Raw genomic sequence first — 26618 nt, forward strand, 5'->3', positions numbered from 1 at the left:
TGACCGGGTGGGCTGCGACCGGATAAGGCGCGGCTTTAAAGCAAAGCGAGGGGATTGTGAAGAGGTACCGCGAAGAACGGAAAGCGGCGAAGTTTCCTCCGCCGCTTTCCAAGCTATAGTAAAAACCTTAGCGCAGCAGCGCCTGTGCCTCCTCAATGCCGAGAGCTGCCGGCTGCGTGCATGTCGTTGTCATCTCGATGAAGCGGCCTTCTTCACCCGATTTCAGGATCGAGGTCATCACGTCGATACCGTGCAGCGAACGATCCAGCGAGCAGCGGGCGTCGCGACCTTCCAGAATGGCAATCGCCATATCGGCAAGCCCGGCCGTGCGATAGTTGGCGCGAGGGCCGTTCGGGCTTTCCTGATTGGCGATACCGAAGGGATGCGCCCAGTCTTCCAGCGGCTGGATGTTCTTGTCACGGCCGCTCGCCTCCACAACGCCCCCGAAGAAATTCGGGTCTGGCACAAAGATCGAGCCGTCCGTGCCGTAAAGTTCCATGTTCGCGTGGCGATGCGACCAGACATCCCAGCTGGCCGAAAGCGTAATCGTCGCACCATTCACGAATTCCAGCAGGGCGTGGATATTGGTCGGTGTTTCGACGGGGATGATCTCGCCGTTAAGCGGCTGGCTGGTTACGGTGCGGGTGGGGCTTGCCATCGAGGTGAGCGCGCCAACGCGCTTGACCGGGCCGATGAGGTTGATGAGATTGGCGACGTAGTACGGCCCCAGATCGAGGATCGGCCCGCCGCCCTGCAGGAAAAAGAAACCCGGATTGGGGTGCCACATTTCCATGCCGGGGCTCATCACATGGCAGGTGCCCGAGGTGATGCGTCCGACCTTGCCCTCGTCGATATATTTGCGGGCAAGCTGATGCGCGCCGCCGAGGAAGGTATCGGGGGCGCAGCCGACGGAAAGTTTCTTCTCCCGCGAAATGCGCCGCAACTCCTCGCCCTCTTCCAGCGAAAGCACCAGCGGCTTTTCCGAATAGACGTGCTTTCCCGCCTCAAGGGCCGCCTTCGAAACCGGATAATGTGCGGCGGGGATGGTGAGGTTCACCACCACGTCAATTTCCGGGTTGGCGAGCAGATCGTCGATGGACTGCGCGACAACACCGAACTCTTCCGCCCTCAGTTCCGCTGCATTGCGGTTGAGGTCGGCACAGGCCAGCACCTTGATGCCCTTGAAGAGCGGTGCCAGCGAAAAATATGCAGACGAGATATTGCCGCATCCGATGATGCCGACGCCAAGATCTCTGGCCATGATGAAACTCCGAAATTGAGACTTAGTAGGTTTTGAACGATGCGATCGAACGGGTGATCAGCCGGTCGATATCCTTGGGATTGTCATGCTCGACCACGAAATGTTTCGTGGAGGACTTTGCTTTCAATGCGGCGATAAGACTCTTCCAGTCCACCGTGCCATGACCAACATCCGCCCAACCGTCTTCATCCGCGTTTTCGCCCGATGGTGCGATATCCTTCACATGCACGGCAGTGATGCGTTTGCCGTAGCTTTCGATCCAGGCGAGCGGATCGGCATTGCCTCTGACAATCCAGGCGATATCCGCTTCCCACTTCAGGTCCGGGCCACCGGCAAATATTTGTTCCTGCGGCGTGGAGCCATCGGCGAGCGCCTTGAACTCGAAATCATGGTTGTGCCAACCGAAGGTCAGGCCAGCGTCGACAAAAGGTTTGCCAGCCTCCTGCAGACGCTTGCCGAAGGCAAACCAGCCAGCGGCATCTGTCGGGCGCTGGTCGGGCATCAGGTAAGGGCAATAAATCGCCTCCACGCCCAAAACTTTCGCGATGTTCAGCGCCCTGCCCGGATCGCCCTCGAGGAGATCGAGGCCGAAATGGCCGGTGGGCATGGTCAGACCGTTGGCATCAAGTTCAGCGCGCAGGCCCTTCAGGCCGGGCTCATCGAGAGAGGCGTACATGGCGCCATACCCTTCGACTTGGCTGTAGCCCGCCGCTGATAGCTTCTTCAAAATATCGGAAAAGGGCTGAAAATTACGGGCGCTGTAAAGCTGAAAACCGAGTTCTGTCATTGTCTCCTCCATAGAGATCTGGGTCTTGGGATTGTGTGGAACGTGGAAAACGCCTTAAAGCCTGTCCTCGCTCTCAGCGTCGAAAAGGGAGGCCATTGTCATATCAAGACCGAGGCGAACCTTCGTGCCCGGCGAGAACCGTCTATGACCGCCGACGCGCACGGAGAGCGTATGCCCCGCATGTTTCAGCCAGATCAGATTGTCGGCACCCATCGGCTCTTCGATATCGACAACAGCCTCATGCACTTCGCCACTCAGGATATCGGCATCGACGCGCACATGCTCCGGCCGCACGCCAAGGACCACGGCACGCCCTGCGGCAAGCGGTGTTTCGGCATGGTAGCCATCAAGTGAGAACGTAACCCCATTGGTCGTGAAGACGACCTTACCGTCCTTTTCGATCAGCTCACCGCGCAAAAAGTTCATCGATGGCGAACCGATGAAACCGGCAACGAAGAGGTTTCGCGGCTTGTTGTAAATGGTGACGGGATCGGCCAGCTGCTGGATGACCCCGCTCTTCATGATGGCGATGCGGTCCGCCAACGTCAGCGCCTCGATCTGGTCGTGCGTCACGTAGATCATGGTGTTCTTCAACGACTGGTGCAGCCGCTTGATTTCGACACGCAGTTCCGAACGCAGCTTGGCATCGAGGTTGGACAGCGGCTCGTCGAAAAGAAAGACATCCACGTCCCGCACCAGCGCCCGGCCGATCGCCACGCGCTGACGCTGGCCGCCGGAAAGCTCTGCCGGCTTGCGCTTCAGCAAAGGCTCGATCTGCAGGATGCCGGCTGCTCTTTTGACGCGACGGTCAATTTCATCCTTTGGAACCTTGGCGACCTGGAGGCCGAATGACAGGTTCTTCTCCACCGTCATCTGCGGATAAAGCGCATAGGACTGGAACACCATGCCGATGCCGCGATCCTTCGGCTCCTCCCAGGTGACGTTGCGGTCCTTGATGAAGATTTGTCCGTCGGTCGGTTCCAGAAGCCCGGCAATGCAGTTGAGCAGGGTCGACTTGCCGCAACCGGACGAGCCAAGCAGAACGAGAAATTCGCCGTCGTAAATATCGAGATTGAGGTCTTTCAGAACGGTGACGGCACCGAATGACAGAGAAAGATCACGGATGGAAACGCTTTTGTTCATATAACTCAACCTTTCACTGCGCCGGCGGCAATGCCGCGCACGAATAGCCTGCCGGAGATGAAATAAACGATCAGCGGCACGGCACCGGTCAGAAGCGTGGCGGCCATGTTGACGTTGTATTCCTTCACGCCCTGTACGGAGTTGACGATATTATTGAGCTGCACGGTCATCGGGTAATATTCCGGCCGCGTGAACACCACGCCGAACAGGAAGTCGTTCCAGATGCCCGTCACCTGCAGGATCATCGCCACGACGAAGATCGGCAGCGACATCGGCAGCATGATGCGGAAATAAATCTGCCAGAAATTGGCGCCATCGATACGCGCTGCCTTGAAGAGTTCCTCCGGCAGCGAGGCGAAGTAGTTCCGGAACAGCAGCGTCAGGATCGGCATGCCGAAGATGGTGTGGACGATGACGAGACCGGTCAGCGTGCCGTAAATTCCCAGTTCGCGCAGCACGATGACGATCGGATAGATCATCACCTGATAGGGGATGAAGGCGCCGATGATCAGGATCGAGAAAAACAGTTCCGATCCCTTGAACTTCCAGTTCGCCATGGCGTAGCCGCTAACGGAGGCGACGACGATGGAAATGACCACCGATGGCACGAGAATGCGTACGGAGTTCCAGAAACCACGCGAAAGCCCGTCGCAATTGAGGCCGGTGCAAGCATTGGCCCACGCCTTCACCCACGGCTCGAAGGTGATCTCCACCGGTGGCGCGAAGATGTTGCCGAGGCGGATTTCCGGCATGCCCTTCAGCGAGGTGACGACCATCACGTAGAGCGGCAGGAGGTAATAGGCGGCGGCCACGAAGAGCGTGCCGTAGAGGATGATGTTGCGGCGGGAAAAGGTCTTCCTCGGCTTCTTGCCGCGCGGGCCGGAAAGCTTGTCGGCAACCGCGTCGCTGGCGGCAACAACGGTATTCAAGGTGCTGATATTAGCCACGCTTTTTGCCTCCGAATTCGAGGTAGGCCCATGGAATGATGATGATCGCGACGGTGATGAGCATCATGGTGGAGGCGGCAAAACCTTGCCCCAGGTTCTGCGCCTGGAACATGTAGTCGTAGACGTACTTCGCCGGCACTTCAGACGCGATGCCCGGTCCGCCGCTGGTCTGCGCCACGACCAGATCATAGACCTTGACGATGCCACTGGCGATGATGACGAGCGTGGTGATGAAGACGGGGCGCATCATGGGAATGATGATGAGGATATAGGTCTTCCACATCGGGATGCCATCCACGCGCGTCGCCTTCCAGATATCCTCGTCGATGCCACGAAGACCCGCGAGCATCAGGCACATGACAAGCCCGGTTCCCTGCCAGAGCGCCGCAATCAGGATGCCGTAGATGACAATCTGAGAATTATAGAGCGGATCGAATGTAAAGCTTTCCCAGCCGAGCGAGCGGACCACGGACTGGATCCCGAATTCCGGGTTCAACAGCCATTGCCAGACAAGACCTGTCACGATGAAGGACAGGGCGAAGGGATAAAGGAAGATCGTGCGAAAGGTGTTTTCGAAACGAATTTTCTGGTCCATCAGTGCCGCCAGCACGAAGCCGATGACGAGGCTGAAGATCAGCGACAGCACGCCGTAAATCGCCAGGTTCTGGATCGAGACGATCCAGCGTGGCGCGGCCCATAGCCGCTCGTATTGATCGAAACCGACAAAGCTCGCCCGCGGCAGAAGCTTGGAATTGGTGAAGGAATAAACGACCGTCCAGATCGTCCCGCCGAGGAAGATCACCACTGCGGTCAATATCATGGGTATGGAAGCAATCTTGGAATTCAGATTGCGAAAGAGCTGGTTGGGGCGCCCGGAGCGCGCTTGACCCGCCATGTTACCTCCTCCTGTAACGTTACAGTCAACAGCCGAGAAAAATTCTCCGCTGCACGGAACCCCGACAAACAAGATTGTTTTTGTTGTGAGCCGGACGTTGGAAGGGGGAGCGAGCCGCTCCCCCAACCGGAGAAATCACGATCAGTCAGCCGAGCCGATGATATCCGCAAAGCGCTTCTGCGCATCCTCTGCCGACATCGAGCCAGCAAAGAATTCTGCCATCAGGTCTTCCTTCTGCTTCTGCGAGTCCGCGGAAATCAGCTGGTCAACGCTGGTCAGCGCATTGCCCTTGGCCAGAATGGCCAGTCCCTTTTTCATGCAGTCATTCGCTGCATTGAGGTCTACGTCACCGCGGATAGGCAGCGAGCCCTTCTTCAGGTTGAAGGCAACCTGCGTCTTTGGATCGACGATGGTTGCTGCCAGCACGTCCTGCGCCTTGGTTTTTTCCTCGTCTTTAAGAACCGGGAAATAGAAGGCATCCCCGCCCGTGGTCAGATATTCACTCAGGCCGAGACCAGGAAGGCAGGAATAGTCGGTGCCGGCTTTTTGGTTGGCAAGCTGAAATTCACCCTGCGCCCAGTCACCCATGATCTGGCCGCCGGCCTTGCCGGTGATGACCATGTTGGTGGCCTGGTTCCAGTCCTGAACATTGGTGCCCTTTGCCATGTCGCGCGCCTCGACGGCAGCCGCGAAAATCTTCGCCATGTCGGGACCCGCGGCCGCTTCTTCATCCTTGTCGCCATAGACCTTCTGGTACAGATCCTTGCCGCCGATCGAAAGCGTCAGCGTATCGAACAAGCCGTTTGCCTGCCAGGCCTGCCCGCCGAGCGCGAGCGGCTGGATGCCGGCCTTTTTCAGCGCCGGTGCGGCCGCAACAAACTCCGTCCAGTTCTTCGGAACTTCAACGCCTGCCTTTTTGAAGGCCGCATTGGACAGCCAGAGCCATTGCCAGGAATGAATATTGACCGGCGCGCAATAGATCTTCCCATCAATCGTGCAGCTGTCCAGTAGACTGGAGGGCTTGATGACCTCTTTCCAGTTCCCTTTTGCGGCGACATCCGACAGGTCACGCATCAGGCCGGCCTGAACGAGTTCTTCCGCCTGACGGCCGTGGTTGAACTGGGTCGCGCCCATCGGGTCGCCGCCGGTGATGCGGCTGATCATGATCGGCCGGGCCGTACCGCCCGAACCGGCAATCGCGCCGTCCACCCACTTATTGCCGGTCGCATCGAAAGCCTTGGCCAGTTCGGCCACGGCGGCGGCTTCACCACCCGACGTCCACCAATGGGTCACTTCAAGATCGGTGGCACCAGCCACACCCGCCGGAATCATCACACTGGCCAAAAAGGCCGCAGAAATAAGACGCATTCGCATGAGCTCCTCCCTCACTGAAACGTTACAGTTGGAACCTATGCGAAGAATTTTGATTAGGCAACCGCTTAAAATGCGAATCTCGATGTGGCTATTTTAGACACCCTTCTCGACCTGAAATCCGGCAAAATCCGCGCGGGGCTGCATGCTACGTACCGCCGTTCCCACCATTTTTGAAAAGAAGGCCGCTGCTGCATCCGTATTTGAGTAGCAGGTGCTCGCCGTTAAAAACATAAAGGCGAAGCGGAATACCTCCAACTTCGCCCTATCGCGCTATCTTAGAAGGCAATCTACTATTCGCGCTTATAATCATCCTCTATGCGGATCACATCATCCTCGCCGAGATATGCCCCGGTCTGTATTTCAACCAGCTCGAGCGGAATCTGCCCCTCATTGGCGAGACGGTGCGGCTGGCCAATCGGAATATAGACAGACTGGTTCTCCGTCAGCAGCCGGGTTTCCTCGCCGATCGTCACGGTCGCAGTGCCCTTGACGATGATCCAGTGCTCTGAGCGATGATAGTGTCTTTGGAACGAAATGCGGTGGCCGGGATCGACCGTGATGTGGCCGACCCGGTAACGCTCGTCCACGTACATGTGTTCGATATAGCCCCAGGGTCGGTAGACCCGCTTGTGAGTTTCGGTTTGCGGCGCATGTTTGCTGTCCTTGAGCGTCTCAACCAGACCCTTCACATCCTGTACCCGGTTCTTTGGGACGACCAGCACCGCATCCTTGGTGGTTACAACCACCATGTCCTTTGCTCCGACAACCGTCGTCAGCAGCTGTGTGGAGTGAATGAGGCAGCCTTCGGAATCGATGAACACGCCGTTGCCTTCAAGCGCGTTCTCATTGTCATGTTTGTCAGCGATTTCCCAGATCGCATCCCAGCTGCCGATGTCCGACCAGCGGAAATGGCCGTGCACCACCGCCATGCGCTTCGTTTTTTCAATAACCGCATAGTCGATGGAGTTTTTGGGAGAGGCTTCAAAGCTATCCTTATCCAGACGCACAAATCCAAGGTCGCTTTCATATTGGTCAACCGCCTGCGTTACCGCCGCTAGGATCTCCGGCGCGAAAGCCTTGAGTTCGGCAATCATCACATCGGAGCGGAACAGGAAGTTACCGGAATTCCAGAGATAACCTTTTTCCAGATAGGAAATCGCCGTCGATACATCCGGTTTTTCCTTGAAGGCATCGACGGTGCTGAGGTCAGCCTCACCATCAATCGGCTCGCCCGGCTTGATATATCCGTAGGAGGTGCGCGGCTCCGTTGGCACCAGGCCAAAAACAACAATACTGCCCTGATCGGCGGCCTTGGCGCCAAGCTTTACGGCGTCGGAAAATTTATCGGGATCGAGAACCACGTGGTCGGCAGCAAGCGCCAGTACGAGGCAGCCCGGTTCGCGGCGTTCGGCAAGCACGGCAGCGGCAGCCATCGCAGCGGCGCTGTCGCGGCGGGCGGGCTCGAGCACAACGGTCGCGGGCAGATCGATTTCTTCCGCCTGGCGACGGGCAAAGAAGCGAAAATCCTCGTTGGTAATGACCAGGGCTTCCGAATAAAGACGTTTATCACCGACACGTTTCAGCGTCTGTTGATATGTCGAAAGATTGCCAACCAGCGGCTGAAACTGCTTTGGCAACTGATCACGCGATACCGGCCAAAGCCGCGAGCCAGCACCACCAGCGAGAAGAACCGGCGTGATCTTTCGAGATTGTTCGTTCACTACAAAACCTTTCTTACTCAAATTCCCCGATGCGCCGGACAATATAGATATTTCACGACACCGCCATCACCAGTTCAAGCTGTGGATAAGCAAGGGCTGATAATTCCGTCCTCTGAACGCCTGGTGCGCGGCGGTGCGTGGCCGGCAGGCTGTTTTTCCTAACGCCAGGATGATGATGAGGTTCCGCACGAACGGGCGGCATGCCGCACGCAGACAAAGAAAAAACCCCGAAATGATCTTCCGGGGTTTCCTTTCAAAAAACTGAACGACAAGGATCAGTTCGGTAAAGCATACGCGATGACGTAATCGCCACGATCCGGAGACTGCCGAGCGCCGCCGGCCGAGATGACGACATATTGCTTGCCGGTCTTTGGCGACTTGTAGCTCATCGGGCCGCCCTGGCTGCCGACGGGAAGGCGGGCCTTCCAGACTTCCTTGCCGGTTGCCGTGTCGAAGGCGCGCAGATAGTAGTCCTGCGTGCCAGCGATGAAGACGAGGCCGCCCTGAGTGGCAAGCGTGCCGCCAAGCGTCGGCATGCCGATCGGGATGGGCAGGCCCATCTTGATGCCGAGCGGACCCGTATCTTCGACCGTGCCGACCGGCACCTGCCATTTGATCTGCTGCGTCTTCATGTCGATTGCAGTCATGGTGCCGTAAGGCGGAGCCTGGCAGGGAATACCAAGCGCCGAGAGGAAACGGTTCTTGTTGACCGCATAGGGCGTGCCCTTCATGGGAACGACGCCCATTCCGGTGTTGACGCTCTCGCCACCGCTGGCGACAGCTTTGGTCGGCGCAGCTTCTTTCATCTGGATCCAGAGGCCAAGGCGCATGTCATTGACGAAAATGGTGTTCGTCGTGGGGTCTGTGGAAATGCCACCCCAGTTCATGCCGCCGAGCGAGCCCGGGAAAGAAAGCGAGAGGTCTGTACCGGGTGCCGTGTAAAGTCCTTCATAACGCATGCCCTTGAAGGCGATACGGCAAAGAAGCTGGTCAAACGGGGTCGCGCCCCACATGTCCGCTTCCGTCAAGGTCTGCGCACCGATCTGTGGCATGCCGACCGAGCGTGGTTGCGTCGGCGCATAAGGCTCGTTCGGAATATTGGCGGGCTTCACCGGAACTTCTTCAACCTTGGTCAGCGGCTGCCCGGTCGCCCGGTCGAGAACATAGATCTGCGCCGCCTTGGTGCCGAAGACCAATGCCGGCACAGTCGTTCCATCCGCTTTCGGGAAATCGATGAAGCTCGGCTGCATCGGCACGTCGAAGTCCCAGAGGTCGTTATGAACGGTCTGGTAGACCCATTTTTCGCGACCGGTCGTGGCGTCGAGCGCCAGCATGGAGGCACCATATTTATGGTCGAGCGGCGTGCGGGTCGCGCCGTACAAGTCCACCGAAGGGCTGCCGACAGGCATGAAGACCGTGTTCAGGTCCGGATCGTAGGACATGGACGCCCAGACGTTCGGCGTGGAACGCGTATAGGTTTGGCCCGGAGGCGGCAGCTTGGTGATGTCAGGATTACCCGGGTCGAACGCCCAGCGAAGCTCGCCCGTCACCACGTCAAAACCGCGCATCACGCCGCCAGGCATATCGACCTGCACGTTGTCGGCGATACGACCGCCAACAACAACGGTTGTGCCAGCGAGCGTGGGAGCCGAGGTCAGGACATATTGCGGGTCGGGGGCATCTCCCATACCGATCTTCAGATCAACGCGCCCATTGGTGCCGAAGTCAGGGCAAAACGCGCCGGTGTCGGCATCAAGCGCGATGAGTTCCGCATTGATGGTGTTCATCAAGATTCGGCGCTGGCAAAGCGCGCCTTCGGCCACCACCGCCGGCGTGACGGGCGTCGAGCCCGGCGCGGTCGGCTGTTTCAGCGGCGCCTTGGCATCGAAATAGGCAAGGCCGCGGCAACGCATCCAGACCGAGGATTTGGCGTTGATTTCCGTCTTCCACTTTTCAGCACCGGTGTCGGCATCAAGCGCGATGACATTATTGTGCGGGGTGCACAGGAAAACGGTGTCGCCCACCTGCAGCGGCGTTTCCTGATCTTCCGCGCCGTTCGCGCCGGGGCTGATCGGAGTATCGCCCGTGTGATAAGTCCAGGCCACCTCGAGGTTCTTGACGTTGTCGCGGGTGATTTGATCAAGCGCGACAAAGCGGCTGCCGCCGGAAGTATTGCCGTAATGTTCCCAGTTCTTCTGCTCCGCTTCCGGCGTTACGGGCGTCAGCGCGGCCGCCTCGCCATTGAAGGCGACGGTCGGGTGCGCAACGAACATGCCGGCAAAACCGGCGCCGGAGGCGATTGCAAGAACCGCCCCAACCGCAAGAGAAGAGCCCAATGCCGGCGTTTTGCCAGCCGCACGTCGCAGCAGCGGGTACGACAGGGCAACAACGGTTGCGCCGACGCCGATTGCCAGCAGGCGGGAAATCAGCGGCCAGAAATCTAGCCCCACTTCCCATACCGCCCAAACGCCGGTGAGGATGAAAGTGAGACCGAAAACAAGCGCACCCGCAGGCTTGCGCAGCAGAATGAGCAGGCCGGAGACGACGAGCGCGATACCTGCGATGATAAAATAGGGGCTGCCGCCAAGGGCGAGGAGTTGGCCGCCGCCAATGGAGAAGAACAGTCCTGCGGCAATGATGACCGCGCCAAGCACCAACAGCCATAATCTGGCCGGGAGCGACAATGAAGTTGCTGGATTACCCATAATATTTGTCCGGTTAGAAGAGCCGCCCAGAAGGCTTAAGGCCCGATGATCGTTCAGTGTCCCGCAAAGCGCGGACAGTTCGTCGCCGATGCGGCGATACGAAGGTGCGCCGGTGGCGGCGCGGCTGAACGGGGAACAATGGTGGGGAAGACTTCCGTTGTGACTGTCATTTGACCCATTCACTGCAGGTTACCGCCGTCCCCTTGGACGGCAGACAATATGCTTGAACAAATCCTCCCCGGTCCGGATCGCCCTCACCTGCACAGGCGGTAAAGACGCTCACGATCCTGAGCTGCGGTATAACGTCGCCTGCGACAAGATGACAATGCGCGAAAAGGACAATTTTGATAAGCTGCACTTATATCACACGAAGCCTGCCACTATAAAGACCTCTCTGCCATGGACACTCGACAACTTACCATATTCGTGGAGGCCGCAAGGGCCAGGAATTTCCGCGCCGCAGCCCTACAGCTAGGAATTGCCCAGCCGGCCGTTACACAGCGCATCCGACAACTGGAGGAAACGCTTGGCTTCAAACTCTTTCATCGCATCAATCGCGGTGTGGAACTCACGCCGGCGGGGCAATCCATGCTCGTGGAGGCGGAAGAAATCCTCGCCCGCACCAAAAGCGCGATGGACAAGGCGCGGCAGATAAGGCGTGGCCAGCTGGGAACGCTGCGCATAGGTTATGGCACCAGCGTCATGGCCGAGCGGAAACTGCCGGCGCTCATCACCCGCTATGGGGATGAGCACAGGGATGTGACTCTGGAGCTCTTGCCTGGCATGACGATGGAACAACTGATCGAGCAAGTGGAAACGCGCAAGACCGATGTCGCCTTCATCCGCACGCCCCTTCCCCCGCTACCCCAAACCTTGAGGGCGATGCCGTTCGACCGCTCGAAACTATGCGTGGCGGTTTCGGAAGATCATCCGCTTGCCTCCCGCTCCAGACTCTCGGCTGGCGATATCGCGCAGGAAAATCTCCTGCTGCCGATCGACGAGATCGGCCTGGGCCTCAGCAACAGCGCACTGACCCTTTTCGAGGATGCCGGTTGCGAGCCGAAGATCGGCATGCGTATCGCCAATATCAATACGATCCTTGCACTTGTGGAAGCAGGTGCGGGAATTTCCATTCTGCCGGAAAGCACCGTGCGTTCCACACGTGGCATTGCCGCTGTGCCGATCGACAGCGCCGAGGCATGGTCTGACTGCGTGCTCGTCGTCAGGCGTGGCCCACTCGCCCTTCATGTGGACGCCTTCGTAAATATGGCGCTCCGGGCTTACCAACGCGGCCCCTAAGGACAGCAAGTGGACTTAATCGATTAAAACGCCTTTAAATTTCTTTACGCTTAAATTTGCTGCACTGAACAACAATGAAGGCTTGGCAGGCGCGCGAAAAATACAATAACAACGGCTGATATTTTTACATTGTTATCGCCAGGAAAGCACGCTCAGCCCATGTCCGACACGACAAAACCCGCAAGCACCAGAACATCGGTTACGGATCAGGAAGCCCTTGATTTCCATGCACAGGGCAGACCGGGCAAGCTGGAAATCACCCCGACGAAACCGATGGCAACCCAGCGGGACTTGTCGCTCGCCTACTCTCCCGGCGTGGCCGTACCGGTAAAAGCCATCGCCGAAAATCCGGCGACCGCTTACGATTACACGACGCGTGGCAACATGGTCGCCGTCATTTCCAACGGAACTGCGATCCTTGGCCTTGGCAATCTCGGCGCGCTCGCCTCCAAGCCAGTGATGGAAGGCAAGTCAGTTCTCTTCAAGCGCTTCGCCGACGTCGATTCCATCGATCTTGAGGTCGATACCGAAGACGCGGACGAATTCATCAATTGCGTGCGTTATCTCGGCCCCTCCTTCGGCGGTATCAATCTCGAAGACATCAAGGCGCCGGAATGTTTCATCATCGAAAGCCGGCTGCGCGAACTGATGGATATTCCCGTTTTCCATGACGACCAGCACGGCACCGCGATCATCGCCGCCGCAGGCCTCATCAACGCCATCGAACTGACAGGGCGCGATTTCAAGACGACAAAGCTCGTTTGCAACGGTGCAGGCGCCGCCGCGATTGCCTGTATGGACCTGATCAAGGCGATGGGCTTCAACCCGGAAAACATCACCCTCTGCGACACCAAGGGGGTAATTTATCAGGGCCGCACGGAGGGTATGAACCAGTGGAAATCCGCGCACGCGGTGAAAACTGAGAACCGTACCCTGGCGGAGGCAATGAAGGGCGCGGACGTCGTCTTCGGCCTGTCGCAGAAGGGCGCCTTCACCGAGGAGATGATCCGTTCCATGGCGCCGAAGCCGATCATCTTCGCGATGGCCAATCCGGATCCCGAAATCACGCCGGAGGAGGTGTCCCGCATTCGCGACGACGCGATCATGGCGACCGGTCGCTCCGATTATCCGAACCAGGTCAATAACGTCCTTGGCTTCCCCTATATCTTCCGCGGCGCGCTTGACGTTCGCGCCCGCCAGATCAACGACGCGATGAAGATTGCTGCTGCGCAGGCCCTGGCCGATCTCGCCCGCGAGGACGTGCCTGACGATGTGGCGGCCGCCTATCAGGGCAACCGCCCGCGTTTCGGGCCGCAATACATCATTCCGGTGCCTTTCGATCCACGCCTGATTTCGGCCATTCCCGTTGCCGTGGCCAAGGCTGCGATAGAGACCGGAGTCGCCCAACGCGAACTGCCTGATCTCGATGCCTATGCCCGCGAGCTTTCCGCACGCCGCGACCCGATGGCCTCGACGACGCAGCGCCTTTACGAGCGCGTTCGGCGCTCGCCAAAGCGGGTGGTCTTTGCCGAAGCGGAAGAAGAACAGGTCATGCGCGCGGCGATTTCGTTCACCGCTCAAGGGCTTGGCACCGCCATCCTGCTCGGCCGCGACGATATCATCAAGGCCAATGCGGAGCGTGCGGGCATCGATCTCGACCGTGCGAATATCGAAATCACCAATGCCCGTCTCTCCAGCCGCGTCGATGCCTATATCGACTATCTTTACGCTCGGCTGCAACGCGGCGGCTTCCTGCTGCGTGACGTGCAACGCCTGATCCACAACGACCGCAACCACTTCGCCGCCTGCATGGTGGCAATGGGCGACGCTGATGCGGTAGTGACGGGCGTTACACGCAATTATTCCACCGCGCTGGAAGACATCCGCCGCTGCATCAACACCAAGCCGGGGCACCGCGTGATCGGGGTTTCTCTTGTTGTCTCGCGCAACCGCACCGTTTTCGTCGCCGATACCGCCGTCCATGACATGCCGAATGCTGAGGACCTCGCCGATATCGCCGAAGAGGCAGCGGGCCTCGCGCGCCGTTTTGGTTACGAGCCCCGCGTTGCCATGCTCGCTTATTCCACCTTCGGCCAGCCGGTCGGTGAACGCTCCGACAAGGTACGCGAAGCGGTGAAAATCCTCGACAGGCGCAACGTCAACTTCGAGGTCGACGGCGAAATGTCGGCCGACGTCGCGCTGAACCACCAACGCATGCAGAGCCAGTATCCCTTTGCGCGGCTGTCTGGCCCGGCCAATGTTCTGGTCATGCCCGCCATCCATTCCGCCTCTATCTCGACCAAGATGCTGCAGGAACTGGGCGGAGCGACCGTCATCGGTCCGCTGCTCGTTGGCCTCGATAAATCGGTACAGATCACCTCGATGGGTGCCAAAGACAGCGATATCGTCAACATGGCGGCGATAGCGGCCTATAACGCCGGACGATAATGGACCGCCTGCACGGATTGATCCCTGCCGACGGAACACGCCCAGCACGAAGTCGAACCGTTCTCTCAGGAACGCCGCCTTCGCTTTAAACAGAAATGCGGTGGCTGTTTTGCAGCCGCCGCATTTTATCTCGTTAGAGCCTGCCTGCCGAAGCCCCCTCAGGCGGCCCGCGCCGGCCGATGGGACTGCCGCCCGGCATTTGGCCGCGCGGTATGGATTGAAGAGCCATCCTCACGCTGCACGGAGCGGCGGTTGAGCTTGAACAGGCTCACGAGCTGAGACAGAGCCTCTGCCCCTTCTGCAAGTGTCGCGCTGATCGCCGTCGTCCTTGCACTCATCGCGGCATTTTCCTGCGTCATACGGTCGAGCTGGCTGACGGCCCTGTTGATTTCGCCGATGCCGAGAGATTGCTCGTCGGCTGCCTTCGCGATCATGTCGACATTGCTGTCGATATGTTTCACGAGCGCATCGATCTGCTTGAGAGCTTCGCCGGTTTCGCCCACGAGCCGTACCCCTTCCAGCACTTCGGTGCCGGAATTATTGATCAGCGCCTTGATTTCCTTGGCGGCATTGGCGGAACGCTGCGCAAGTTCGCGAACTTCCTGAGCAACAACCGCAAAGCCCTTGCCTGCATCGCCCGCACGCGCCGCTTCCACACCGGCGTTGAGTGCCAAGAGGTTGGTCTGAAAGGCGATTTCATCGATGACGCCGATAATCTGGCTGATCTCCCGCGACGCCGTCTCGATCCGCTGCATGGCATTGACGGTCCGCGCCACCACCTCCGTCGAAATCGATGTCGATTCGCGGGCGCTCTGAACGAGCCTTCGGGTCTCCCTGGTATTTTCAGTGGAGGAATGAACGGTTGCCGTGATTTCCTCCAGCGCGGCGGAGGTTTCTTCAAGCGCCATGGCCTGTTCGCGCGAACGCTCCGCCAGCTGTACCGATGCCTCGCTTACTTCCTGGCTGCTGCGTGTCAGATCACCTGTCTGGCCAAGCACATTTTCCAGCGTCTTCTGAAATTCGGCGATGGACTTGTTGAAATCGCGGCGCAGACCTTCGAATTCGCCGATGAACGGCCGGTCAAGGGTAACGCGGATGTTGCACTGGGAAAGCCGCTCAAGCGCTTCGCCCAGCTCTTCCACGGCACGAACCCGCTCGGTGATGTCAAAAGCGAATTTCACCACCTTGAACACGCGGCCGCGATCATCAAGGATCGGGTTATACGAGGCCTGAATGAAGACGCGTTTCCCGTCCTTGCCAAACCGCATGAACTGGCCGGTGGAGAAACTGCCCGAGCGTAGCTCCTCCCAGAAGGTCCGGTAATCCGCGGATTCAACATAGGATGGCTCGCAGAACATCGAGTGATGTCTGCCGACAATCTCATTCTCCTGATACCCGACCGCCTCCAGAAAATTGGCATTGGCGCAGAGAATGGTTCCGTCAGGGTCAAACTCGATCATGGCCTGCGCGCGAGACAGCGCCGCCAGCTTGCCGTTATCTTCGGCGCTCTTTCGCCTCGTCATGGTAATGTCGCTTGCAATCTTTACGACCTTGTAGGGTTTACCGAAACGGAAAACGGGATTGTAGGAAGCTTCGATCCACAGCTCGTCGCCGTTCTTGGTCAGGCGGCAATATTGCCCTTTGTCGTGTTCACCGCGCGACAGCTTCTCCCAAAAATAACGATATTCGGGAGAGGTGACTTCATCTGGAGAAACAAACATCCGGTGATGCCGACCGACGATCTCCGACTCCGTGTAACCGACAGCCTTGCAGAAATTCTCATTCGCCTTGAGGATGTTACCATTGAGATCGAATTCAATGATGGCTTGGGAGTTGCTGAGGGCGTCTAGAACCGCGCTCGCATCGAAACCGAACTTTGAAAAACGAGACATACTGAAATCCCCATTTTATTGAATACGGACTGCCCGCCGTTCTGAAACCGGTTGCCGGCCTGGCTGCGAGAGAACCTAGTAGACGTGCGTTAAATAGCACTTAATGATGGAGCATAACTATTAATAGCTGAAAGTATTTTTCCTGCCGTTTCCTTGGCGTCGCCTTGTGCCGTCAGCGCTTATTTGCCACACCACTAATATTTCTTCGAAGGCGGCATGAAGCGGCCTTTCATCTGCGAGGCATTCATTGGTATTGCGATCCAAGAAATTGTCTTGCAGGAGCGCCGATGACCAAAACCCTGAAATGCGACGTGCTGGTCATCGGCACCGGCATTATCGGTTCCATGGCGGCGCTTTATCTGCAGAATGCCGGCCGTCATGTGGTGCTGCTGGAGCGCAGCGACATTGCACGGGGCGCAAGCTCCGGTAATGCCGGCATTCTGGCATTTTCCGAAATTATTCCCATCCCCGCCCCAGGCATCATGAAAAAAGCCCCCCGCTGGCTATTCGACCCGCTCGGGCCACTAAGCGTCCCGCCGGCCTATGCGGGCAAGATAGCGCCTTGGCTGTGGCGCTTCTGGCGCGCCAGCGCCGAGCGCAACTTCCGCCATGGCCTGAAGGCACTGACCGACATCAACCGGCTGGCCAGCGTTGAAATGGCCCATGTTGCGGCCATGCCGGAGCTTTCGCACCTCATTTCCAAAACCGGCACGCTCGATCTTTACGACAGCGAGGCAAGCCTTGAAGCTTCGCGGAAGGACTGGGACGAAAAGGAGCGCGCCGGATTTACCTTTCAGCGCGTCGGTCGCCGGGAAATCGAAGAGCTGCAACCCGGACTCGCACCGCAATTTGGCCACGCTTTATTTTCTCCTGATGGCTTGCAGGTTTCGGATCCCTACGATTTCACCCGCGCGATTTTCGATCTCGTCATCGCCCGCGGCGCCAGCTTGCGAAAAGGCGAGGCTGAGCGCATCGACGCCGTCGGGGAAAGTACGATCGTCACGCTGGAAAATGGTGACAAGATCGATGCCGACAGGGTGATTGTCGCCTGCGGCGCGTGGTCCCGGAAGCTCGCGGCATCGCTTGGCAATGTCGTGCCGCTTGAAACGGAGCGTGGCTACAACACCACGCTTCCCGCCAATGCCTTCAACCTGACGCGTCAACTTTATTTCAATGACCACGGTTTCGTCGTCACGCCGCTTGCAAACGGCATTCGTGTCGGCGGGGCGGTGGAGCTTGGCGGTCTGGAACTGCCAGCCAATTTCCGCCGCTCGGAAGCGATGCTGAAAAAGGCGGGACGCTTCCTGCCCGGGCTGAAGCTTGAGGGCGGGACGCAATGGATGGGTTTCCGCCCGTCCATGCCGGATTGTCTTCCCGTCATCGGAACGGCAAGGGCAACGCCTTCTGTTATCTACGCTTTCGGCCATGGCCATCTGGGCCTGACCCAGTCCGCCGCCACCGCGCGGCTGGTGACGCAGCTCGTCAACGCCGAAGACACCACCATTTCCGTCGATCCGTTTCGGGCCGGACGCTTTTCCTGACCGTCAAGCCTGTTACTTTACCGGCTCCATCGATCCTTCGGGGAATTTTACATCGGCAAAGGACGGATAGACCTTGCGCAGAATGCTCACCTGCTGCTGGTCGGTGACCCGCAGAAGATACCAGTCTGCACCATCCAGCATTGCCAGCGTATGGGATTTCGCCTCGATTGTCTGGCCGCCTGTTTCCATGACCGTCTTGGTGGGAACGAGAGCATAGGGCGTACCATCAGGCGTCTGCGCATAGGTGATCGCCTGCTTGTCCATGCTGAATTCGGTGATCTTCACCGCTGCGAGCGCCATCTGCATCTGCGCCGTCAGCGCAGTCCGCAACTGTTCCACAGTGATCCCGGCGTCTTTTGCGATCGACTCGAATATCTTCGGCGGCACGGTTTTGCCGACGAGCTCGAAATCCTGCGCGTTCAACGCAGCGTCGAACCGCTCGATCTGTTTCAGCAGGCTCTTCTGCTCCGCCCCCGACAGGTCACGCGACCATGACGGATGCGAAAGCGCCACCAGCAGAAACAGGCAGTAGAACAGGCGTTTCATGACAGTGCCTCTCCGGCCGTTCGGCAATGTCGGGCTGTCGCCCAAACCGCCTACGAGCGTTTTCGCTCAGCGCAACAGAATGAAGCCTGCGACAGAAAGAACGAGGAAGACGACCAAGCCGCCGAGCAGACCCGCCGATGTGAAGAAGCCTGCAACCATCGCCAGCATCAAGACGCACAGCACCATCGTGCCATACTTCGTCAGGGCCAGGAAACCGTTATAGGTCTTCTCGTGTTCGGCATAATTCATCTCGGCACCAACTTCGACCGGACCTGTGTGGTGTTCGCTCATTCCGCTTCCCCTTTGCTCCATCCACCACGGCCGCGACGCGCGGCTTGCCCCGCAAAATCGATCGAGAGCTCATGCCGGATTCTCCATAGCTTGACGTAACATAAACCCGGCGAAAGACGCAATGCACCGCGCGCGAAAGAAAGGCGCAGTCACAAGAGAGAAGAAATTCTGAGCCTGCGCAACATCCTTTCAGGCCGGGTTGAAAAAAGCGCGTAAAAGCCCCGTTTCCTCGCGGTTTTTGTTGCTTTTCATGTCGCTGGACCATACACGGGAATCTGTGGGGAGGAACACCGGGACCTGTGGAAGCGGAGGCACGTGGAGGCGTGGCCGCGGGGAAAGGCGCCCGGCTTTACTTTCCGCCACAAGCCCGAAAAGGGAAGAGGGGAAAGTCATGAAGTCGCTCTTGAAATTAAGTGCGCTGATAGATCTTGTCAGCGAAGGTCTAGGCAAGGTCGCCGGATATCTCGTACTGATCTGCTGCCTTGTGAGCGCCGGCAACGCCATGGTCCGTTATGCCCTGAACTATAGTTCGAATGGCTGGCTGGAAATCCAGTGGTACATGTTTGCCTTTATCGTGCTGATCGGCGCTTCCTACACACTGCGCATGAATGAACATGTGCGCGTGGACATCATCTACGGCGCGATTTCGGCGCGAAAGCGGATCTGGGTGGATATTGTCGGCATCGTGCTGTTCCTGCTGCCGGGCTGCTTCTACCTCGCCTGGCTGTCCTGGCCGATGTTCACCCTGTCATGGTATCAGAACGAGATGTCGTCCAATGCCGGCGGCCTCATCCGCTGGCCGGTCAAGCTCATCATCTTTGCCGGTTTTGCCCTGCTGGTTCTGCAGGGGTTTTCCGAACTCATCAAGCGCATAGGCGCCCTCAACGGGCTTTATGCGCTCGACACCAAGTACGAAAAGCCCCTGCAATGATCGCGCCGATCTGAACCTTCAGGATATTTCACATGTTTGAATATGGAATTCTTCCACCACTTATGTTCCTCGGCATGATCATCTTCATGCTCTATGGATTTCCGGTCGCTTTCTCGCTCGCCACTGTCGGCCTCGTCTTTGGGGTCATCGGCATCTTCACCGAGCATTTTTCACCGGCCTTCCTTCAGGCTCTGCCGCTGCGCATCTTCGGCATCGTCTCAAACGATCTTCTGCTCGCCATTCCCTTCTTTACCTTTATGGGCGCCATCCTGGAGCGATGTGGGCTCGCGGAAGATTTGCTTGAGGGAACCGGTAAACTCTTCGGCGCCATTCCCGGCGGCCTCGCGTATGCCGTCATCATCGTCGGCGCGATCCTTGGCGCCATTACGGGAACGGTTGCGGCTTCCGTGATCACCATGGGCGTGATCTCGCTGCCGATCATGCTGAAATATGGCTACAATCCGCGCCTTGCCACCGGGGTCATCGCGGCATCTGGAACGATCACGCAGGTCATTCCTCCCTCGCTGGTACTGATCGTGCTGGCCGACCAGCTGGGAAAATCGGTCGGAGACATGTATCTCGGCGCGATCGGCCCATCGATCCTGCAGGTCGCCATCTTCATGCTCTTCATCCTGTTCATGTCGATCGTGCGACCGAAGGACCTCCCGGCACTGCCGCCGGAAGCGCGCGGTGAACTCAACCGGGCGCTGGTGTTTCGTGTGCTCGCGGGCATGATCCCTTCCATCGTGCTGATTTTCCTCGTCCTCGGCACCATCTTTCTGGGGCTGGCCACCCCGACCGAAGCGGGTGCGCTGGGCGTCGTCGGCGCCATGGCTCTCGCCGCTGCCCATCGTCGCCTCACCTGGGACCTCGTCAAGCAGGGTATGCATTCCACCATGCACATCACGTCGATGGTGGTGTTCATTCTGGTCGGCGCGACCTGCTTCTCCCTCGTCTTTCAGGGCATGGACGGTTCACTCTGGATCGAACACATGTTGTCGGGCATTCCCGGCGGCCCCATCGGCTTTCTGATCTTCGTCAACATCTTCATCTTCTTCCTGGCCTTCTTTCTCGATTTCTTCGAGATCGCCTTCATCGTCATTCCGATGCTGGCACCGATCGCCCAGTCGCTAGGCATTGACCTCATCTGGTTCGGTGTCCTGATCTGCATCAACATGCAGACGAGCTTCATGCACCCGCCCTTCGGCTTTGCGCTGTTTTACCTGCGCTCCATTGCGCCGCGCTCCGTCAAGACATCGGATATCTACATGGGCGCCATTCCGTGGCTCGGCATGCAGCTCATCCTTGTCGCCATCGTGATCTTCTGGCCGGAATCCGTCACCTACTGGCTCGATAAAGCGCCGCAGGTCGACCTGAATTCCATCAAGATCGAAATACCAGCCTTCGGCAATCAGGGTGGTAACACGATGCCGAACTTCGGCCTGCCGGGGGGCCAGCCGGGCGGGTTGCCGGGCACGCCGAATCTGGGCGAGCCCCCGAAAATCGGGCCTTGACGACCGACTTACAGATAGATCGGTGCAAAGCTGCTGACAGCAACGTGGAAGGCAAGGTAGAAACTGCCTTCCACCTTTTTTGAAGCGAACCAGGCCATCGCTAACAAGCCTGCCCGGTTCCTCCCGCTGACGAACGACTTGCACGACGTTTTCGAACCCGCGCCCTATGGCAGGTTCGCAGAGGACAGCGTGCTATTTCACCGGCCTACCCCGGCTGTTCACGGGCCGCCGCCTTCGTTCTCAGAGGCGTTATAAATCGCCATCCACTTTTTCGAATCCGCGAAAGTATAAGCAAGCAACAAAAAGCCCCGGAGACCGAAGTCTCCGAGGCCTTTGCCCGGGCCGCCGCCGTTGCCGAATGATCAGAGCTTGCCGTTGCGCTGCTGGATCATCATGAAGGTGTCGAAAGTATATTCAGCGAGCTGCATCCAGAGATATCCCTCGCGCTTGAAGGCTACCTGATCCTCGTAGATTTTCTTGAAGTCAGGATTGGACGCCGAAATATTGGCGTAGACCTCGAGCGCCGATTTATAGCAAGCCTCGAGAATTTCCTGGCTGAACGGCCGCAGCACAGCACCTTCAGACACCAGCTGCTTGATGGCGATCGGGTTCCTGGCGTCGTATTTCGCCATCATATTGGTATTTGCGAAGGCGCAGGCGTCCTGCAGAGCCGTCTGGTAGTGCTTCGGCAGGCTGTTCCACTTGTCTAGATTGACAAAGGAGTGGATGACCGGACCGCCTTCCCAGAAGGCCGGATAATAATAATACTTCGCCACTTTCTGGAAGCCGAGCTTGTGGTCGTCGTAAGGGCCAACCCATTCCGCCGCATCGATGGTGCCCTTTTCGAGCGCCGGGTAAATATCGCCGCCGGCGATCTGCTGCGGCACGACGCCGAGCTTTTCAACCACCTTGCCTGCGAGACCGGCGATACGCATCTTCACGCCCTTGAAGTCATCAACCGTATTGATTTCCTTGCGGAACCAGCCACCCATCTGGGCGCCGGTGTTGCCTGAAATCATGCCGTAAAGATTGTGCTTGGCGTAAAACTCGTTCAGCAATTTGTTGCCGTTGCCCTCATAGAACCAGGAGTTCGTCAGGCGAGCATTGAGGCCGAAGGGTATGGCCGTGCCGATGGCAAAGGTCGGGTCCTTGCCGACATAATAATAGGAGCAGGTGTGGCACATTTCGACGGTGCCTGAAGACACCGCATCGGCCGCCTGCAGACCAGGCACGATTTCCCCGGCGGCAAAGGGCTGAATGGTGAAATTGCCATCCGTCGCTGCGGCCACATGTTTGGAAATATCCTCTGCGCCGCCATAGATCGTGTCGAGTGATTTCGGAAACGATGACGTCAGGCGCCAGGTGATCTTGGTATTCTGCTGCGCAATGGCGGGCGCAGCCAGTGCTGCCGTGGCAGCCCCCGCAAGCGCACCTTTTCTCATAAAGGAACGGCGATCCATCTATATCCTCCCAGATATGAACGCTACCTGCAGCTTTGAATTCCCCTCGTTGCTGTTCAGGCAACGCAAAGTAAGCACGGTTGGAGCCCGGCTGACAAGCGCCTGGGCCGAGAATTAATGGCGGAAGAACCTGTCAGCCGGGGAATTTTCTTCGCGTTTTATTTACAACCGAAAATTCGCGGCATTGCCTTATACTTTAGGTGCATGGACGATTGAGTGCAGGTGTAAGCAGCGCTTGACTTGGCGGACCGGCAGCCCCACAAATTTCGAAAATTCGTCCCGGAGCCATCATGCCAAAACCCATCATCGCCGTTCCCGCCGACATCAGGCATTTTGCCGGAGCCGACTGGCACGCCGCGCAGAACCAGTACCTTTCCGCCGCTCTGAAAGTCGCCGGCGTCATGTCCTTCGTCGTCCCCGCATTCGAGAATGGCAATGAGATCGACGCCATTCTGGACCGGGTGGATGGCCTGCTGGTATCCGGCTCCGCGACCAACGTGCACCCTTCGCTCTACGGAAAAGAGGCACAGGAGAGTGACGGTCCTTTCGATCCCGCCCGCGATGCCACCAGCCTGCCGCTCATTCGCCGCACCATCGAGCGCGGAATTCCAATGCTCGCCATCTGCCGTGGCATTCAGGAGCTGAACGTGGCGCTTGGCGGCACGCTGGCGTCCGAAATCCAGGAACAGCCCGGCACATGGGACCACCGCAAGCCGGAACATGACGATCGCGACGTGGCCTTCGCCATTCGCCAGCCGGTTCATGTGCGCGAAGGCTCCTGCATCGCACAGCATCTCGGCATGTCGGGCGAAATCCAGATCAATTCACTACACCGGCAGGCGATCGCCGAAACCGCACCGCGTCTGCAGGTGGAAGCAACGGCGGCGGACGGCACCATCGAGGCCGTCTCGGTTATAGACGCCAAAGGCTTTGCTGTCGGTGTACAGTGGCATCCGGAATATTGGGCAGAAACGGATGCGCCATCGCGGGCGCTGTTCGAAGCCTTCGGCAAAGCTGTCCACGCCTACCGAGACAACAAGGTCTGATCCCGTTGCGCTGTGGGGAGCAAGCACGCCCCTGTCGTCAGGACATAAAAAAGGGGCAAGCCCTGAAAGCTTGCCCCAGTTCGGGAGGAGGAGGATTTAGCGCTTTGCGCGCTTCTTCTGGCGGTAGACGTCGGCCACCACGGCGGCGACGATGATCAGGCCTTTGACGATCTCCTGATAGTAGGCGTCGACCCTGAGGAATGTGAAGCCGGACGTCATGACACCCAGAATGATCGTGCCGATCACGGTTCCGGTGATACGTCCCGCGCCGCCGGCCAGCGACGTGCCGCCGATAACGGCTGCGGCGATGGCATCGAGCTCATACATCACGCCCATACCGGCCTGTGCGGTCTGCGCACGGGCGGCGGTGACGACACCGGCAAGACCTGCGAGCAGACCGGCAATCGCATAGACCTTGACCAGATGCGCCTCGATATTGATACCGGACACGCGCGCGGCCTGCTGGTTGGCGCCGATCGCATAGGTAAACTTGCCGTAACGCGTATAGCGCAGCGCCACATGGAAGATGACGGCGACGACGAGGAACACGACCACTGGCCAGATGCCAGTGCCGATGAAATTGAAGCCATCGGTGAGGCCGGAGATCGGCTGACCCTTCGTGTACCATTTGGAAAGACCGCGCGCTGTCACCATCATGCCGAGGGTGGCGATGAACGGCGGAATTTTGGTTCGGGCAATAAGCTGGCCGTTAATGAAACCCGCCAATGCACCAGCCAGAACACCGACTGCCAGCGGAATGAAGAAAGGCAGGTCGGTCAAACCAGGATAAAGCGCCCGGGGCCATGTCGACGACTGCCCGACGCTCGCGGACAACATCGCGGTCAGGCCGACAACGGAGCCGGAAGAAAGATCAATGCCGCCGGTGATGATGACCTGCGTCACGCCAACGGCGATGATGCCGATGACAGACACCTGCAGGATCATGATCGTCAGGCGCTGCTGATTCATCAAAAAGCTCTGGCCGATGAAAATCCAGCCGAGGATTTCATAGACCAGCGCAATGCCGATCAGAACGAAGAAAATATTGGCCTCGGGCGGTATGCGCCGGTGCGGCTTGCGCCCGGATTTTGCACCCAACTCCACGTCGGCGGCGTTCGTAGTCATAATAATTCCTCCTCGAGAAATCCCGGCGCGCCTCACCGCGATGCGAGATCCATCACCTTCACCTGCGTGGCTTCACTTCTATCAAGGAAGCCGGTCACCCGACCTTCATGCATGACCATGATGCGGTCGCTCATTCCCAGAACCTCCGGCATTTCGGAGGAAATCATGATGACAGCGACGCCCTGGCGCGCCATCTCGCAAACCAGCTTGTGGATTTCCGCTTTGGCCCCGACATCGATGCCGCGCGTTGGCTCATCCAGAATAAGAATGCGCGGCTTGGTCAGCATCCAGCGGCCGATCAACACCTTTTGCTGGTTGCCGCCCGAAAGGTTCTCGATGCGCTCATAAAGATGCGGCGTCTTGACCCGAAGCTTGCGGCACATCTCCTCGCAGGCTTCCGACAGGGCGCTTTCCTGCACGAAGCCATTGGCGACATATTTGTCCTGCAGGACCGCAATCTGCATGTTCTCGAGAATATTGAGGATCAGCAGGCACCCGGTGTCCTTGCGGTCCTCCGTCAGGAACGCCATGCGATGGCTGATGGCCGTCGTCGGGCTGTCGATCGACACGGTCTTGCCGTTGATTTCAATCGTGCCGGAGGACGCAGGCGTCACGCCGAAGACGGTTTCCGCCACGTTGGAACGGCCAGATCCGACGAGGCCGGCAACGCCGAGAATTTCACCGGCGCGGACATCGAAGGAGACGTCCTGGAAGACGCCATTGAGTGTCAGGCCCTTGACAGACAGCACTACATCTCCGATCGGGACCTCTTCCTTCGGAAACATCTGCGTGATTTCGCGGCCAACCATCATGCGGATGATGTCGTCTCGCGTCACATCGGTCGAGGCGTGGGTCCCGATATACTTGCCATCGCGAAAGACCGAAAACTCATCGGCGATCTCGAACAGCTCGTTCATCTTGTGGGTGATGTACACGATGCCGATGCCGCGTTCTCTTAGATCGCGAATGATGCGGAACAGATGCTCCACCTCACGCTCAGTCAGCGCAGATGTCGGCTCGTCCATGATGAGGACGTCGGAATCGTAGGAGACAGCCTTGGCAATCTCAACCATCTGACGGCTCGCGACCGAGAGTTCGCCGACGCGGGTCTCGGGATCGATGTCGATACCGAGCCTCTCAAGCAGCGCCTGGGTGCGCCGGTACATTTCACCATGGTCGATCAAGCCAAGCCGATTTTTCGGCTCGCGACGGATCCAGATATTTTCCGCAACGGTCATGTAGGACATCAGGTTCAGTTCCTGATGGATCATGGCGATGCCGTTTTCCAGCGCATCGAGAGGGGAATCGAGACGGATCGGCGCGCCCTTGAGGCGAATTTCGCCCTTGTCCGGCTGGTAAATCCCCGCGAGGATCTTCATCAGCGTTGACTTGCCGGCGCCGTTCTCGCCCATCAACGCGTGAACGCTGCCGCGCTTGAGGTGGAACTGCACATCGTCGAGTGCCACGACGCCAGGAAACTCCTTGCGTATACCATCCGCCGCGAGAAGAAATTCCGCATTCGGCACGGCTCCGCTGGCGCGCACGGCGGCCATTGTCGATGGACTGACGACCATCTCATCCTCCACAATAGACAAAATTCCGGCGTCAGGCATTCTCCTGCAGCGCCCTGCCTCCGAGGAGGCTTGCAGCACCATGTCGATCAGGACGCTAAACGGCGCTGCAACGGTTTCA

At 58.4% G+C, this 26618-nt stretch carries 20 protein-coding genes; 6 read left to right on the plus strand and 14 right to left on the minus strand.

Going from position 1 to position 26618, the window contains the following annotated elements:
- Positions 1 to 127: 127 nt before the first annotated feature.
- From FS804_RS10680 to FS804_RS10715, 8 genes are all read right to left on the minus strand, one after another.
- Complete coding sequence (locus FS804_RS10680) at positions 128 to 1261, minus strand: Gfo/Idh/MocA family protein (RefSeq protein WP_144576572.1); 1134 nt, start codon at positions 1259 to 1261, stop codon at positions 128 to 130.
- A 22-nt stretch (positions 1262 to 1283) separates the two neighbouring features.
- A complete protein-coding gene (locus tag FS804_RS10685; protein WP_144576573.1) occupies positions 1284 to 2048 on the minus strand; it encodes a sugar phosphate isomerase/epimerase in 765 nt (254 codons plus the stop codon).
- 54 nt (positions 2049 to 2102) lie between these two features.
- Positions 2103 to 3191, minus strand: coding sequence for an ABC transporter ATP-binding protein (locus tag FS804_RS10690; protein WP_144576574.1), 1089 nt, complete (start codon positions 3189 to 3191; stop codon positions 2103 to 2105).
- A gap of 5 nt (positions 3192 to 3196) precedes the next feature.
- The gene (locus tag FS804_RS10695) at positions 3197 to 4138 is read right to left on the minus strand and encodes a carbohydrate ABC transporter permease (RefSeq protein ID WP_063949180.1); all 942 of its coding nucleotides are present in this window, start codon (positions 4136 to 4138) and stop codon (positions 3197 to 3199) included.
- Positions 4131 to 5033, minus strand: a complete 903-nt coding sequence (locus tag FS804_RS10700) for a carbohydrate ABC transporter permease (RefSeq protein ID WP_063949179.1) — start codon at positions 5031 to 5033, stop codon at positions 4131 to 4133. Before FS804_RS10700 ends, FS804_RS10695 begins: the two co-directional genes overlap by 8 nt.
- 141 nt (positions 5034 to 5174) lie before the next feature.
- Positions 5175 to 6407, minus strand: a complete 1233-nt coding sequence (locus tag FS804_RS10705) for an ABC transporter substrate-binding protein (protein WP_144576575.1) — start codon at positions 6405 to 6407, stop codon at positions 5175 to 5177.
- Positions 6408 to 6697: 290 nt separating this feature from the next.
- Positions 6698 to 8128 carry a mannose-1-phosphate guanylyltransferase/mannose-6-phosphate isomerase gene (locus FS804_RS10710; RefSeq protein ID WP_144576576.1) on the minus strand — a complete coding sequence of 477 codons (1431 nt, stop codon included), beginning with the start codon at positions 8126 to 8128 and terminating at the stop codon, positions 6698 to 6700.
- Between the two features lie 275 nt (positions 8129 to 8403).
- On the minus strand, positions 8404 to 10833 hold the full coding sequence (locus FS804_RS10715) for a glucose/quinate/shikimate family membrane-bound PQQ-dependent dehydrogenase (RefSeq protein WP_186376763.1): 2430 nt from the start codon (positions 10831 to 10833) through the stop codon (positions 8404 to 8406).
- A 399-nt stretch (positions 10834 to 11232) separates the two neighbouring features.
- Between FS804_RS10715 and FS804_RS10720 the strand changes: the two genes are divergently transcribed.
- Together FS804_RS10720 and FS804_RS10725 are read left to right on the plus strand one after the other, a co-directional pair.
- The gene (locus FS804_RS10720; protein ID WP_144576577.1) at positions 11233 to 12132 is read left to right on the plus strand and encodes a LysR family transcriptional regulator; all 900 of its coding nucleotides are present in this window, start codon (positions 11233 to 11235) and stop codon (positions 12130 to 12132) included.
- A 159-nt stretch (positions 12133 to 12291) separates the two neighbouring features.
- Complete coding sequence (locus FS804_RS10725; protein ID WP_063949173.1) at positions 12292 to 14580, plus strand: NADP-dependent malic enzyme; 2289 nt, start codon at positions 12292 to 12294, stop codon at positions 14578 to 14580.
- A 158-nt stretch (positions 14581 to 14738) separates the two neighbouring features.
- Here FS804_RS10725 and FS804_RS10730 read toward each other — a convergent pair whose 3' ends face one another.
- On the minus strand, positions 14739 to 16472 hold the full coding sequence (locus FS804_RS10730; protein WP_144576578.1) for a PAS domain-containing methyl-accepting chemotaxis protein: 1734 nt from the start codon (positions 16470 to 16472) through the stop codon (positions 14739 to 14741).
- A 287-nt stretch (positions 16473 to 16759) separates the two neighbouring features.
- Between FS804_RS10730 and FS804_RS10735 the strand changes: the two genes are divergently transcribed.
- A complete protein-coding gene (locus FS804_RS10735) occupies positions 16760 to 18013 on the plus strand; it encodes an FAD-binding oxidoreductase (RefSeq protein WP_144576579.1) in 1254 nt (417 codons plus the stop codon).
- A gap of 12 nt (positions 18014 to 18025) precedes the next feature.
- Here FS804_RS10735 and FS804_RS10740 read toward each other — a convergent pair whose 3' ends face one another.
- Positions 18026 to 18559: a hypothetical protein gene (locus FS804_RS10740; RefSeq protein ID WP_186376764.1), complete on the minus strand. Its 534-nt coding sequence runs from the start codon at positions 18557 to 18559 to the stop codon at positions 18026 to 18028.
- 66 nt (positions 18560 to 18625) lie between these two features.
- Positions 18626 to 18850, minus strand: a complete 225-nt coding sequence (locus FS804_RS10745; RefSeq protein WP_063949169.1) for an aa3-type cytochrome c oxidase subunit IV — start codon at positions 18848 to 18850, stop codon at positions 18626 to 18628.
- 391 nt (positions 18851 to 19241) lie between these two features.
- On the opposite strand from FS804_RS10745, the gene FS804_RS10750 reads away from it, so the two are divergent.
- Both FS804_RS10750 and FS804_RS10755 read left to right on the plus strand, forming a co-directional pair.
- The gene (locus FS804_RS10750) at positions 19242 to 19781 is read left to right on the plus strand and encodes a TRAP transporter small permease subunit (RefSeq protein ID WP_144576581.1); all 540 of its coding nucleotides are present in this window, start codon (positions 19242 to 19244) and stop codon (positions 19779 to 19781) included.
- A 32-nt stretch (positions 19782 to 19813) separates the two neighbouring features.
- Positions 19814 to 21295, plus strand: a complete 1482-nt coding sequence (locus FS804_RS10755) for a TRAP transporter large permease subunit (RefSeq protein ID WP_063949167.1) — start codon at positions 19814 to 19816, stop codon at positions 21293 to 21295.
- A gap of 362 nt (positions 21296 to 21657) precedes the next feature.
- Here the strand turns inward: FS804_RS10755 and FS804_RS10760 are convergent, their stop codons facing one another.
- Positions 21658 to 22755, minus strand: coding sequence for a TRAP transporter substrate-binding protein (locus FS804_RS10760; RefSeq protein WP_144576582.1), 1098 nt, complete (start codon positions 22753 to 22755; stop codon positions 21658 to 21660).
- A 290-nt stretch (positions 22756 to 23045) separates the two neighbouring features.
- On the opposite strand from FS804_RS10760, the gene FS804_RS10765 reads away from it, so the two are divergent.
- Entirely contained in the window at positions 23046 to 23801 is a 756-nt protein-coding gene (locus FS804_RS10765) for a gamma-glutamyl-gamma-aminobutyrate hydrolase family protein (protein ID WP_144576583.1), read from the plus strand.
- 96 nt (positions 23802 to 23897) lie between these two features.
- On the opposite strand, the gene FS804_RS10770 is transcribed toward FS804_RS10765, so the two are convergent.
- A complete protein-coding gene (locus FS804_RS10770) occupies positions 23898 to 24926 on the minus strand; it encodes an ABC transporter permease (protein ID WP_063949164.1) in 1029 nt (342 codons plus the stop codon).
- Positions 24927 to 24958: 32 nt separating this feature from the next.
- The gene (locus tag FS804_RS10775) at positions 24959 to 26500 is read right to left on the minus strand and encodes a sugar ABC transporter ATP-binding protein (RefSeq protein ID WP_144576584.1); all 1542 of its coding nucleotides are present in this window, start codon (positions 26498 to 26500) and stop codon (positions 24959 to 24961) included.
- Between the last annotated feature and the right edge of the window lie 118 nt (positions 26501 to 26618).

This window comes from Agrobacterium sp. DE0009, from assembly GCF_007680755.1.
In the GTDB taxonomy this organism is placed as follows: domain Bacteria; phylum Pseudomonadota; class Alphaproteobacteria; order Rhizobiales; family Rhizobiaceae; genus Agrobacterium; species Agrobacterium tumefaciens_B.

Excerpts from the sequence above, each read along its gene's own strand:
- FS804_RS10715 (WP_186376763.1), bottom strand. The coding sequence starts at position 10,833 with ATGGGTAATCCAGCAACTTCATTGTCGCTCCCGGCCAGATTATGGCTG.
- FS804_RS10740 (WP_186376764.1), bottom strand. The coding sequence starts at position 18,559 with ATGAAACGCCTGTTCTACTGCCTGTTTCTGCTGGTGGCGCTTTCGCAT.
- FS804_RS10775 (WP_144576584.1), bottom strand. The coding sequence starts at position 26,500 with ATGGTCGTCAGTCCATCGACAATGGCCGCCGTGCGCGCCAGCGGAGCC.
- FS804_RS10735 (WP_144576579.1), top strand. The coding sequence starts at position 16,760 with ATGACCAAAACCCTGAAATGCGACGTGCTGGTCATCGGCACCGGCATT.
- FS804_RS10680 (WP_144576572.1), bottom strand. The coding sequence starts at position 1,261 with ATGGCCAGAGATCTTGGCGTCGGCATCATCGGATGCGGCAATATCTCG.
- FS804_RS10770 (WP_063949164.1), bottom strand. The coding sequence starts at position 24,926 with ATGACTACGAACGCCGCCGACGTGGAGTTGGGTGCAAAATCCGGGCGC.
- FS804_RS10700 (WP_063949179.1), bottom strand. The coding sequence starts at position 5,033 with ATGGCGGGTCAAGCGCGCTCCGGGCGCCCCAACCAGCTCTTTCGCAAT.
- FS804_RS10725 (WP_063949173.1), top strand. The coding sequence starts at position 12,292 with ATGTCCGACACGACAAAACCCGCAAGCACCAGAACATCGGTTACGGAT.
- FS804_RS10690 (WP_144576574.1), bottom strand. The coding sequence starts at position 3,191 with ATGAACAAAAGCGTTTCCATCCGTGATCTTTCTCTGTCATTCGGTGCC.
- FS804_RS10705 (WP_144576575.1), bottom strand. The coding sequence starts at position 6,407 with ATGCGAATGCGTCTTATTTCTGCGGCCTTTTTGGCCAGTGTGATGATT.
- FS804_RS10760 (WP_144576582.1), bottom strand. The coding sequence starts at position 22,755 with ATGGATCGCCGTTCCTTTATGAGAAAAGGTGCGCTTGCGGGGGCTGCC.
- FS804_RS10730 (WP_144576578.1), bottom strand. The coding sequence starts at position 16,472 with ATGTCTCGTTTTTCAAAGTTCGGTTTCGATGCGAGCGCGGTTCTAGAC.
- FS804_RS10745 (WP_063949169.1), bottom strand. The coding sequence starts at position 18,850 with ATGAGCGAACACCACACAGGTCCGGTCGAAGTTGGTGCCGAGATGAAT.
- FS804_RS10750 (WP_144576581.1), top strand. The coding sequence starts at position 19,242 with ATGAAGTCGCTCTTGAAATTAAGTGCGCTGATAGATCTTGTCAGCGAA.
- FS804_RS10685 (WP_144576573.1), bottom strand. The coding sequence starts at position 2,048 with ATGACAGAACTCGGTTTTCAGCTTTACAGCGCCCGTAATTTTCAGCCC.
- FS804_RS10755 (WP_063949167.1), top strand. The coding sequence starts at position 19,814 with ATGTTTGAATATGGAATTCTTCCACCACTTATGTTCCTCGGCATGATC.
- FS804_RS10720 (WP_144576577.1), top strand. The coding sequence starts at position 11,233 with ATGGACACTCGACAACTTACCATATTCGTGGAGGCCGCAAGGGCCAGG.
- FS804_RS10765 (WP_144576583.1), top strand. The coding sequence starts at position 23,046 with ATGCCAAAACCCATCATCGCCGTTCCCGCCGACATCAGGCATTTTGCC.